General features: G+C 70.6%; 11 protein-coding genes. 7 read left to right on the top strand and 4 right to left on the bottom strand.

All coding sequences use genetic code 11. The features are described from left to right. The 5 genes from ADL03_RS48320 to ADL03_RS10835 form a co-directional block, all read left to right on the top strand. On the top strand, positions 1–920 hold a 920-nt coding region (locus tag ADL03_RS48320; protein ID WP_197288245.1), incomplete at its 5' end, for a hypothetical protein. Further along, positions 917–1336 (top strand): hypothetical protein, encoded by a 420-nt coding sequence (locus tag ADL03_RS10850; protein ID WP_053733248.1) that lies wholly within the window; start codon positions 917–919, stop codon positions 1334–1336. The genes ADL03_RS48320 and ADL03_RS10850, both read left to right, overlap by 4 nt. Then, positions 1333–2313, top strand: coding sequence for a hypothetical protein (locus tag ADL03_RS10845; RefSeq protein ID WP_053733247.1), 981 nt, complete (start codon positions 1333–1335; stop codon positions 2311–2313). Before ADL03_RS10850 ends, ADL03_RS10845 begins: the two co-directional genes overlap by 4 nt. 10 nt (positions 2314–2323) lie before the next feature. Further along, a complete protein-coding gene (locus ADL03_RS10840) occupies positions 2324–2773 on the top strand; it encodes a hypothetical protein (RefSeq protein WP_053733246.1) in 450 nt (149 codons plus the stop codon). Further along, positions 2773–3174: a hypothetical protein gene (locus ADL03_RS10835; RefSeq protein ID WP_053733257.1), complete on the top strand. Its 402-nt coding sequence runs from the start codon at positions 2773–2775 to the stop codon at positions 3172–3174. The genes ADL03_RS10840 and ADL03_RS10835 overlap by 1 nt, the downstream gene beginning before the upstream one ends. Before the next feature lie 74 nt (positions 3175–3248). Here ADL03_RS10835 and ADL03_RS10830 read toward each other — a convergent pair whose 3' ends face one another. From ADL03_RS10830 to ADL03_RS10815, 4 genes are all read right to left on the bottom strand, one after another. Then, positions 3249–4121, bottom strand: a complete 873-nt coding sequence (locus ADL03_RS10830; RefSeq protein WP_053733245.1) for a 1,4-dihydroxy-2-naphthoate polyprenyltransferase — start codon at positions 4119–4121, stop codon at positions 3249–3251. Positions 4122–4168: 47 nt separating this feature from the next. Further along, positions 4169–5257: a hypothetical protein gene (locus tag ADL03_RS10825; RefSeq protein ID WP_197288244.1), complete on the bottom strand. Its 1089-nt coding sequence runs from the start codon at positions 5255–5257 to the stop codon at positions 4169–4171. A 75-nt stretch (positions 5258–5332) separates the two neighbouring features. Then, positions 5333–6361: an o-succinylbenzoate--CoA ligase gene (gene menE, locus ADL03_RS10820; RefSeq protein ID WP_231641740.1), complete on the bottom strand. Its 1029-nt coding sequence runs from the start codon at positions 6359–6361 to the stop codon at positions 5333–5335. Positions 6362–6372: 11 nt separating this feature from the next. Then, positions 6373–7275 (bottom strand): 1,4-dihydroxy-2-naphthoyl-CoA synthase, encoded by a 903-nt coding sequence (locus ADL03_RS10815; protein WP_053733242.1) that lies wholly within the window; start codon positions 7273–7275, stop codon positions 6373–6375. 412 nt (positions 7276–7687) lie between these two features. Here ADL03_RS10815 and menD point away from each other — a divergent pair, with 412 nt between their 5' ends. After that, positions 7688–9259, top strand: coding sequence for a 2-succinyl-5-enolpyruvyl-6-hydroxy-3-cyclohexene-1-carboxylic-acid synthase (gene menD / locus ADL03_RS10810; protein ID WP_053733241.1), 1572 nt, complete (start codon positions 7688–7690; stop codon positions 9257–9259). A 54-nt stretch (positions 9260–9313) separates the two neighbouring features. After that, positions 9314–10828: a M1 family metallopeptidase gene (locus ADL03_RS10805; RefSeq protein WP_053733240.1), complete on the top strand. Its 1515-nt coding sequence runs from the start codon at positions 9314–9316 to the stop codon at positions 10826–10828. Positions 10829–10960 lie beyond the last annotated feature (132 nt).

Raw genomic sequence — 10960 nt, 5'->3', positions numbered from 1 at the left:
ACCCGGCCGACCCCACCCCCCACGACGCCGACCGCCCCCACGACCCCGCCCCCACCGGCGCCCACGGCGACGGCAGCGACGGCGGTGCGAACGGCGGCGGCGACGGCACCAACCGCTCCCCGCACGGCCACGACCTCACCCCGCAGTTCGACAACGCCGCCATGGCCGCGCAGGGCGAGAGCTACCGGCAGCAGATCGAGCACATCCTCCCCACCGAGGCCGACCGCGAGCGCTACCACGAGCTGAGCAAGAAGCTCTCCACCGAGCTGAGCCCGGCGGAGGCGCAGCACGTGGCCGACGTCCGCAACCAGATCACCGTGGGCAACGGCGACATCGTCACGAAGGTGCTGCACCCGAACGCGGTGGCCGGCTACCTGCCGGAGACGCCGCACGCGCCGGGCAGCGAGGCGGCGAACCGGCAGGGGTCGGTTGCCGGGTCGATCGCGCGGGGTGTGGACGTGCACGACATCAACACCCCGATGGGCCTGCGGGACGGGCTGGCGCTCGACGACAAGGGTGCCGGGTGGACGCCGATCCCCGCGAACGCCGACACGGCCATGCAGCTGCGGTACAAGATGAACGACGGCATGGACGCCTTCGTGCCCTATGGCGGGCCGGAGAAGCGGGTGTGGGACGGCACGGGCACGTTCGACCCGCAGACGCACTACGCCAACGCCGCCGAGAAGGCGGAGTACGACGCCAAGGCCCAGCAGATGCACGACGCGGGTGGCGGCACCGAGCCGGTCAGGCGGGGGCAGGACCCGTTCACCGGCACCGGGTCGACCGGCGGTGGCGTGCCCGAGTGGATCGCGAAGCCGGGGCCGTTGCCGGACCGCGCTGAGATGTGGCAGGTCGACAAGGACGGCAACGAGCAGCTGCACGCCGTGTACGACAGCAGGTACGGCTGGTTCAAGCTATGACCTTCAACGTCGACGTGGCCGAGTACCGCGGTGAGACCTTCCGCACCAGCGGGAGCGAGGCCGCGCCCGGCCACGTCTGGATCATCCAGATCGCCGGCGTGACCTACGCGTCGGAAGGCTTCGAGCAGAAGGGCGATGTGCGCCTCAAGCAGGTGCCCATCGCCGAGCTCGACGCGTGGTACCGCGAGCGGGCGACGGCGACCTGGCGCGGCCAGCCGGTCAGCGTGTCCGCCGTCGACGGTGGCGTGGCGCGGGTCGACTACCTCGGCGGGTCGGCGGTCTGGGCGCAGGACAACGGCCTGGAGGGCGACCAGTACGGCGGCTTCTACGGCACGATCGACGCGGCAGAGCTGGAGAACGTGCAGGTCGACCGCACCGACCACCTGGCGCGGTGGAAGAAGGAGAACCAGGGATGACCACGCCACAGGCCGTGCACAAGGCTGCGGGCATCGGGCCGGAGACCATCCTGCAGAAGATCGTGCACCCGGCGACAGCGCAGCTGTACCTGGGCAACGTCACGGTCAACGGCCGGTTCGAGCCACATCGGACGGCCGGGTTCGTGACGCGCGGCCAGGACTTCCCGCAGGGCACCGCGGGGCAGTTCGCCGAGGCGTTCGGCGTCGACAGGGTCGAGGGCTGGCCGCAGGGCACGCAGTACCTGCTGCGGTTCTACGCGCACACCCCCGAGCTCTTCGAGACCAGCTTCGGCGGCCCCGACCTCGAAGGCGCGCGGAAGATGGGCACGAGCCGGGTCTATCCGCTCCCGTTCACCGGCACCGGCTACACGCCCAGCGCCAACCCGATTCCCGAGTACGTCATGGAGCTCACCGAGTTCGCGGCCGGCACCGAGCTGTGGCGGTTCGAGCCGGACGGCGACAGCCGCAGCGTCGGCAGGTACATCGACCGCCAGGTCGGCTGGGTGCCGACGGGTGACGTCGGCTTCGGGCCCGGGAGGTACTGGCAGGCACCGGTTCCGCTGCGGCCGACCGTCCGTCGTGGACTGATGGCGCGCTACCGCGGCCAGGACTTCGAGGCCGACTTCGCGCCACGGCCGGGCGCTCTGATCCTGCACCCGTTCCCCGGCCAGCCCGCGCCGGAGGACTTCACCGAGCGCAACGGCTACTGGTGCCTGGAGCTGCCGGACGCCGTGGTCGACGAGCTCGTGCACGTCCGCAAGCTCTGCACGTACCGCGACGCTCCGTTCGAGGTGCTGGGCATCCAGGCCGACCAGGTCACGCTGCACTACCTGGGCGAGAACTACCAGCAGGCGCAGGAACTGGGCCTGGCCGAGGTCGACTTCCGGCAGTGGCGCACGTTCGCCACGCGTGGTGAGCTGACCGACGTACGCGACGAAGTCAGGCCGTTGCCACGCGGCCTCTTCGGGTCGAACTGACGGGGAGAGCATGAGCACGCCTGACGACAGCTGGAAGACGCCGGAGCTGCGTGCGGCCGAGGCGCAGGTCGACGCGCGCTTCAAGGAGGCGCGGGACCTGGCGAACCGGCTGAAGGACACGCCGCTGCCGCCGGTCCCGCCGGTCGACTTCAAGGCGATTGCCCAGCAGGTTGAGCGCGCCGCGCAGGAGCGGGACGCGCCCGAGCAGCTCAAAGCCTTGAAACGCAAGGTGGACGCGGGCGAGTTCAGCTGGGAGGACGTCGTCTCCGGCAAGGTGGCGCAGGACCCGGACGTGCAGGCGATGCAGCAGGAGAACGTCAACAAGATGAAGCAGGCGTTCCAGATGCTGCAGGAGGGCATGACCGCCGAGGAGATCATGAACGCCCAGGGTCCGCGCCGCGGTCGTGGCGACGACGGCGACGAGCTGGACCCCGGCGTCTTCACGGAGGACAAGTGGTGATGACGGCCTGGCGGACACCGGACATCCGCGCGGCGGAGGACTTCCTGACCCAGGCGGTCCGGCAGGTCGAGCAGGACATGCGCCGGACGGCGCAGAACCTGCGCGGCAAGGAACCGTCCACTGAGGACGTGCGCAGGGTGATGCAGTTCGCGAAGTCCAGCGAGGCGTCACCGGCGATGCGGCAGCTGGCCGACCGCATCGCCCGCGGCGCCGGGCTGAGCTGGCGTCAGGTCCTCACCGGCGAGGCGGGCCACGACCCGTTGGTGCGCCAGGCACTCGAAGCCGACCGGGCCAAGCTCGACGAGCTGATCCGGGGCGAGACGGCACCGCCGCCGCAGCCGCGCAGGCCGCAGCGCCAGGAGGACGACGAGCCGACCCAGTTCACCGAAGACGCCTGGTAGCAGCCGTCAGTCCAGGAACAGCGCCAGTCCAGCAACAGCGCCAGTCCAGCAACGGCGTCAGTCCAGCAACGGCGTCAGTCCAAGAACAGGGCGACGCTGATCAGCACGGCCCACGCGAGCATCGCGATCCCGGTGAACTGCAGCACCGGGATCAGGTCGCGGCCCTGCCGTCCCGCCGCCACCCGCCGCACGGCGGGCAGCAGCACCGGCGCGGCCAGGAACCCGAGCAACGCGTACGGCACCCGCACGGTCATGCCCACGGCGATCAGGAACGGCACCGCCACCAGCGCCAGGTAGAGCCGGCGGGTGTCCTTGTCGCCCAGCACGACCGCGAGCGTGCGCTTGCCGGACACCGCGTCGGTCGGGATGTCGCGCAGGTTGTTCGCGACCAGCACGGCCGCCGAGATGCAGCCCATCGCGATCGACGACCCGATGCCGATCCCGGTGACCTCACCGGTCTGCACGTACAACGTGCCCAGCACCGCGGCGGGACCGAAGAACAGGAACACCGCGATCTCGCCGAGGCCCGCGTAGCCGTACGGCCGCTTGCCGCCGGTGTAGAACCACGCGCCCGCAAGGCACACGGCCCCGAACGCCAGCAGCCACCAGTACCCGGACAGCGCCACCAGCGCGATGCCGGCCAGCGCACCGACACCGAGCCCGATGAACGCCGCCAGCCGCACGTTCTTCGGTTCCGCGGCACCGGATCCGGTCAGGCGGAACGGTCCCACCCGGTTGTCGTCGGTGCCGCGGACGCCGTCGGAGTAGTCGTTCGCGTAGTTCGCGCCGATCTGGAAGGCGACCGAGACGAGCAGCGCGAGTCCCGTGAAGAGCGGGTTGAGCTCGTCGATGTGGTGCGCCGCCGCCGCGCCGACGACCACCGGAGCGATCGAGTTCGGCAGCGTGCGGGGGCGGGTCCCCTGGATCCACTGGACGACTGAGGCCATGCCCCTCATCCTCCGCTATGGCCGACGGGGACCCGCCGAGGGGTGTATCAGCAGCTAGTCGCTCCGGAGACGCCCGCCACATACGCCTTGGCGACGTGCTTGCCGGACGCGATGCGGTACCAGATGTTCGACGTGCCCTGCGTGCCCGTCACCGACTCGCCGGTCAGCTGGCACGTGACCCGGACCTGGGCGTAGTTCGCGGCCAGACCCACCTGCGCGGTCGAGGAGTTCGCGCCGGACCGCACGTTCACCGTGCCGTTGGCGGCGGACGTGCGGACCGTCCCTACCGGACCGGAGCCGGTCCACAGGTAGGTCACCGTCACCCACGAGTTGGTGCTGAGCTTGAGGCCGTCCCAGAACGTGCCGTCGGCGAGGTCGATGCCCGCCGGGTTCGCGACCTCACGGCCGAACTGGTCCTTGCCGCCGTTGTAGTTGTTCTCGTACGCGGCCTGGGCTTCCGGCTTGCCCTGCGGCAGGTCCTTCCACATCTCGCGGGTCGTGGACGGGTTCCAGTAGTCGTCCTTCGTGTTCCACGGGCCGACGTCCCACACCGGCGCCCACTCGCAACGGCCGTTCGACGCGCACACCTGCACGCTGTAGCTGCCGCTGTTGTTGGGAGCCAGGCCACGGCGCGAAGGCAGCGCCACGAAGTGGTCGCGCGAACGGATCGTGTGGCCGTTCGCGGTCGTTCCGCCGACGAGACCCTCACGCGTCGCGTACACGCGGTACGAACGCCCGGCCGCCATCGCCGAGACGTCCTCGGCGGCAGCCGGCGCGGTGTAGGCCGACACCGTGACCCGCGAGGCCTTGCCGCTGGTCAGCACGACCCGCGCCTGGACGGTCGAGGTGGTCACCGGCAACGTCGCCGGCGCCTGGAACCACTCGGTCCACTGCCCGTCCGGACGTTGCCCGCGCACGTCCACGACACCGTCGCCGGTCACCGCCGCCGTGACCGCGTTGGCAGGCCGCGCGAGCCGGTGCGACCCGAGGTCGACCAGGCCGATCCGCGGGGCGCCACCCCACGTGACGGCGTGGCCGCTCGCGTCGACGGTCCACTCGTTCCCGGCCGCGTGGGCCGGAGCCGCCAGCCCGACGGTCAACGCCGCCCCGACGACCAGCGGTAACAGGTAGCGCATGAGAACCCCCATCGCCAGCGCGCACGGCCTGGGTCCGTGCGCTTCGCGGCGAGGGTCGTCCTCAGCGGTAAAGGTTCACCTAAAGGACTCGCCCACGGCGGTCCGGTCGACCTTGCCCGGCCCGCGCAACGGCAGCTCCGACACGAACCGCACCAGCTTCGGCGCCGCCGCACGGCCCACCTGCTCGGCCACCACGGCCTTGAGCTCGTCCACCGCCGGCGTGACCCCGCGCGTGACGACGGCGGCGGCAACGACCTGCCCCCACTCGTCGTCCGGCACGCCGACGACACACGCCTCCAGCACCCCGTCGACCGTGGCCAGGGCCCGCTCCACCAGCACCGGCGGCACCTTCTCGCCACCGGTGACGATCACGTCGTCCGCACGCCCGAGCACCTCCAGCCGCCCGTCGCGCAGCCGCCCGAGATCACCGGTGCGGAACCACTCGCCGAACGGTTCGCCGCCCCGGTAACCGAGCGCCAGCACCGGTCCGCTGATCTCGATCACCTCGTCCGTGCGCACCGTGACACCCGTGAGCGGCACACCGTCGTACACACACCCACCGGCCGTCTCGCTCATGCCGTACGTGGTGACGACCTGCACCCCGAGCGCGCGCGCCTGCTGCAACAGCTTCGGCGGGGTGGCCGCCCCGCCGATCAGCACGCCGTCGAACTGCCGCAACGCCTCCAGCCCCGGCCCCTCACCGGCCACGAGCCGGGAGAGCTGGGTCGGCACCAGCGCCGTGTAGTGCCGTCCCGGCTGAGCCAGAACCGGCCGCGAGGCCAGCGCGAACCCCATGGCGCGGAAGCCCTTCGACATGTCCAGCACACCGGGCGTGGTGCCGGCGACGACCGACCGCACCAGCACCTGCATCCCGGCGATGTGGCCGGTCGGCAACGCCAGCAGCCACGTGCCGGGCCCGCCCAGCCGTTCGTGCGTGGCCTCGGCGGACGTCGTCAGCGCCGCGGCGTCGAGCAGCACCGTCTTCGGCTCGCCCGTCGACCCGGAGGTGGGCACGCCGATGGCCGCCCGCTTCTCCCAGCCGTCCAGCGGGCCGTCGACCAGCGGTTGGCCGCCGGTGAGCGCCGCGCGCAGTTCGTCGAGCACGTCGCCGCCGCTCAGAAGTAGTACGGGTAGTCGGACCAGTCGGGGTCGCGCTTCTCCAGGAACGCGTCCCGCCCCTCGACGGCCTCGTCGGTCATGTACGCGAGCCGCGTCGTCTCACCGGCGAACAGCTGCTGCCCCACCAGACCGTCGTCGATCAGGTTGAACGCGTACTTGAGCATCCGCTGCGCCGTCGGTGACTTGCCGTTGATCTCCCGCGCCCACTGCAGCGCCGTGGTCTCCAGCTCCGCGTGCGGCACGACCGCGTTGACGGCCCCCATCCTGTGCATCTCCTCGGCGCTGTAGGTGCGCCCGAGGAAGAAGATCTCCCGCGCGAACTTCTGCCCCACCTGCCGCGCGAGGTAGGCCGACCCGTACCCGCCGTCGAACGAGCCGACGTCCGCGTCCGTCTGCTTGAACTTCGCGTGCTCCGCGCTCGCGATCGTGAGGTCGCACACCACGTGCAGGCTGTGCCCGCCCCCGGCCGCCCACCCCGGCACGACCGCGATGACGACCTTCGGCATGAACCTGATCAACCGCTGGCACTCCAGGATGTGCAACCGCCCCGCCCGCGCCGGGTCGACCGTCTCCGCGGTCTCACCCGAGGCGTACTGATAGCCGCTGCGCCCGCGAATCCGCTGGTCACCACCACTGCAGAAGGCCCACCCGCCGTCCTTGGGGCTGGGCCCGTTGCCGGTCAGCAGCACACACCCGACGTCCGACGACATCCGCGCGTGGTCGAGCGCCTGGTACAGCTCGTCCACCGTGTGCGGCCGGAACGCGTTGCGCACCTCCGGCCGGTTGAACGCGATGCGCACGGTGCCCTGGTCGAGCGCGCGGTGGTAGGTGATGTCGGTGAAGTCGAAGCCCTCGATCGGCTTCCACAACGACGGGTCGAAGAGGTCCTGGTCTGCCACGGTCTGAGACTCTAGGCGGCCCGCGCCGAGGCCCGCTTCCTGAGTGCGGCGGTCACCGCTCCCGCTCGTCCGGGGAGGTGCGGGCCAGGGCGGTGGCGATCAGGAACAGCGTCAGCCATGGCGCGTGCGTTGTCCTGCCAACGACGGCTGATCAGCTCGAAGCCCGTCCGCAGCGGAAAGACTGCGAACCCCGCCGCCGCTACAAGGCCCACCGCCAGGGGCGGGAGTCCGTCCAGGTTCGGGGTGAGCAGGAGGTACACGACGGGCGCCGCACACACCGCCGTGGATCTGGCCCGCCTGAACGGCGTTGCCGAACACCTGACCGCTGATCACATTGCGTGCGCCCGGCTCCTCAGCCATCTCCACCCCCCGCTCTCGGCAGGCCAGCCACGCCCGCTGGGACAATGGAGGGATGAATCCGGCAACGGCGCAGGCAAGGGTCATCGTCGACGAGCTGGTGCGCAACGGCGTGCGCCACGTCGTGCTGTGCCCCGGCTCGCGCAACGCCCCGTTGTCGTTCGCGCTGCACCAGGCCGAGCGGAAAGGCCTGCTCACCCTGCACGTGCGGATCGACGAGCGCACCGCGGCGTTCCTCGCGCTCGGCCTGGCCAAGCGGGGCACGCCCGCCGTCGTCACCTGCACGAGCGGCACGGCCGTGGCGAACCTTCACCCGGCCGTGGTGGAGGCGGAGCTCACGAACGTGCCGCTGATCGCGCTCACCGCCGACCGCCCGGTCGAGCTCTACCGCACCGGCGCCAGCCAGACGATCAACCAGTACGACATCCTCGGCATCCGCACCCTCCACCTGCCCGAGGCCGCCGACGACGCCACCACGCGCAGCCTGATCTGCCGCGCGATGGCGACCGACGGCCCGTCGCACATCAACGTGCCGTTCCGCCCGCCGCTCACCCCCGACGACGACGCGTGGCCCACGTCCGACCGCACCCCGTGGACGGCCACGGACCGCACGGTCACCGTCGAGACCAGGCCGTCGGACCTGCCGCCGCGCACGCTGGTGCTGCTCGGCGACGACCACCCGGACCGGCTGAGGAAAGCCGCGGACCTCGGCTGGCCCGTCATCGCCGAACCGACCGCGCCCGGCGGCCTGCGGCACGGGTCGTTGCTGCTCAACGCGGGCCTGCCGGACCACCTCAAGCCGGACGCGGTGCTGGTCGTCGGCCGGGTCACGCTCAGCCGCGGCCAGCAGGCGCTCCTCAAGACCACGCCGGTCGTGCACGCCGTGGGGGACCAGGCGCGCTGGCCGGACACGCAGTTCACCGCGACCAGGGCGTCGACGTGGCTGCCCGCACCCGGTGCGGTCGACCACGGGTGGGTGCAGGCCTGGCAGAGCGCGGTCAAGAACGTCGGCGCGGCCGTCGACGAGCTGCTGGACGCCGAGCCGTGGCCGACCGGGCTGCACGTCGCGCGGGAGCTCACCCGGACCGTCCCGGGCGGGTCCATGCTGTTCGTGGGTTCCTCGAACCCGATCCGCGACGTCGACTTCGCCGGCGAGCGCCGTGACGACGTCCAGGTCCACGCCAACCGGGGTGCGGCGGGCATCGACGGGAGCGTTTCCACGGCCATCGGGCTCGCCACCACCCACGACGGACCGGCGTACGCGCTGATGGGGGACCTGACGTTCCTGCACGACGCCAACGGGCTGCTGGCCGACCGGCGGCCGGACCTGACGATCGTGGTGCTGAACGACGACGGCGGCGGCATCTTCTCGTTGCTGGAACAGGGCGCTCCAGAGCACGACGCGAGTTTCGAGCGGATTTTCGGCACCCCGCACGGAACTGATCTCGCCGCATTGTGCGCCGCTCACCGAATTGGTCACTCCACAGTGGACAACGTGGAGGAGTTCCACGGTGCACTCGGCTCACCACAGGGCATCCAGGTGGTGGAAGTGCGGGCGAAAAGAGACGAACTGCGCTCTTTGCACCAACGTCTCAAGTCGACGGTGTCAATGGTTTTCAGCAGGTAGGAAACCTACGGAAGTCGGTGGCTCGCTTCCGGACGGGTGGATAGCGTCCGGCGCATGTCGATCAGAACCAAGGCAACGGCCGCGGTCGCGTCCGCAGCCGCAGTGACGCTCTTCGCGGGAACGGCGCTCGCCGCGTCGCCCGGTGCCCCCGGCGTGGGCGACCCGTACTTCCCCGGTTACGGCAACGGCGGGTACGACGTCTCCCACTACGACATCAGGGTCAACTACAACCCGACCGGCGACCAGCTCTCCGGCACCACGACGATCCTCGCCAAGGCCACCGAGGACCTCACCCAGTTCAACCTGGACTTCCTTCTCAAGGTCAAGACGCTGCGGGTGAACAACGCCCCGGCCTCCTACGCCCAGGACGGCGACGAGCTCGTCGTCACCCCGCGCGGCGGCCTCCGCAAGGGCCAGGACCTGACCATCGTCGTGACCTACGCCGACACCCCGTCGCAGGTCAAGGACCACAACGGCTACACCGCGTGGACCAAGACCCCCGACGGCGCGCTCGCGATCGGCGAGCCCGAGATCGCCCGCTGGTGGTTCCCCGCCAACGACCACCCCACCGACAAGGCCACCTTCGACGTCAACGTGGCCGTCCCCACCGGTGTCGAGGCCATCTCGAACGGCACGTTCCTCGGCACCACCCGCCAGATCAACGGCTGGACCCGCTGGAACTGGCGCAGCACCAAGCCGCAGGCCCCCTACCTGACCTTCCTCACCATCGGCCAGTTCGAGGTCCGCCAGTCCACGGCCCCCAACGGCCAGCCGTACGTCAACGCCTACTCCGAAAGCCTCGGCGCCAACCTCGACGCCGCCAAGGCCAGCGTCGAGCGCACCCCCGAGGTCATCGACTTCCTCACCGAGAACGTCGGCCCGTACCCGTTCGAGGCGCAGGGCGGCGTCGTCACCCCATACCTCGGCTACGCGCTCGAGAACCAGACCCGCCCCAACTACGACGCCGCCTTCTTCCGCCGCGGCGCCAACACCTACGTCCTGGCCCACGAGCTCGGCCACCAGTGGTTCGGCGACTCGGTGTCGGTGCACCACTGGCGCGACATCTGGCTGAACGAGGGCTTCGCCTCCTACATGGAGTTCCTCTGGTCCGAGCACGTCGGTGAGGGCACCGCGCAGGAGAACGCCGACTTCACCTACGACAGCTACCCGGCCGACAGCCCGTTCTGGCAGGTTCTGCCCGGCGACCCCGGTGCGGCCAACGTCTTCGACGGTGCCGTCTACGACCGCGGCGCCCTGGCCGTGCACGCGCTGCGGGTGACCGTGGGCGACGAGAAGTTCTTCGAGATCCTGAAGACCTGGACCGCCGAGAAGAAGTACTCGGACGCCACCATCGAGGAGTTCCTCGCGGTCGCCGAGCGGGTGTCCGGCCAGCAGCTGGACCAGGTGTTCCAGACGTGGCTCTTCACCAAGGGCAAGCCGGCCGAGGCACCAGGCCGTGCGACGCAGGTCGCCGCGGCCGACGCCAAGGTCGCGCCGAAGAAGGCCGCCGAGCCGAAGTCCCGCGCCAAGATCCAGCTGACGCACGAGCTGCTGGACGCGCACAAGTAGTCGCAGGTCGTCGTGGGTGGTTTCTGGCCATGAATTGGCCAGAAACCACCCACGAACTTTTTCACGCACTGTGTTCAAGCTATTCCCGACCCAGTGGCAACAATTAATCCGAACGGGTGTTGTCGGTTCATT

Source organism: Nocardia sp. NRRL S-836, assembly GCF_001279525.1.
GTDB lineage: Bacteria > Actinomycetota > Actinomycetes > Mycobacteriales > Pseudonocardiaceae > Lentzea.
Note: the sequence above shows the minus strand (reverse complement) of the source record. Positions and strands in the feature narration are given on the sequence as shown.

What these genes read in the sequence shown, in the direction of transcription:
- ADL03_RS10850 (WP_053733248.1), top strand. Translation starts at nt 917, where the DNA reads ATGACCTTCAACGTCGACGTGGCCGAGTACCGCGGTGAGACCTTCCGC.
- ADL03_RS10845 (WP_053733247.1), top strand. Translation starts at nt 1,333, where the DNA reads ATGACCACGCCACAGGCCGTGCACAAGGCTGCGGGCATCGGGCCGGAG.
- ADL03_RS10840 (WP_053733246.1), top strand. Translation starts at nt 2,324, where the DNA reads ATGAGCACGCCTGACGACAGCTGGAAGACGCCGGAGCTGCGTGCGGCC.
- ADL03_RS10835 (WP_053733257.1), top strand. Translation starts at nt 2,773, where the DNA reads ATGACGGCCTGGCGGACACCGGACATCCGCGCGGCGGAGGACTTCCTG.
- ADL03_RS10830 (WP_053733245.1), bottom strand. Translation starts at nt 4,121, where the DNA reads ATGGCCTCAGTCGTCCAGTGGATCCAGGGGACCCGCCCCCGCACGCTG.
- ADL03_RS10825 (WP_197288244.1), bottom strand. Translation starts at nt 5,257, where the DNA reads ATGCGCTACCTGTTACCGCTGGTCGTCGGGGCGGCGTTGACCGTCGGG.
- menD (WP_053733241.1), top strand. Translation starts at nt 7,688, where the DNA reads ATGAATCCGGCAACGGCGCAGGCAAGGGTCATCGTCGACGAGCTGGTG.
- ADL03_RS10805 (WP_053733240.1), top strand. Translation starts at nt 9,314, where the DNA reads ATGTCGATCAGAACCAAGGCAACGGCCGCGGTCGCGTCCGCAGCCGCA.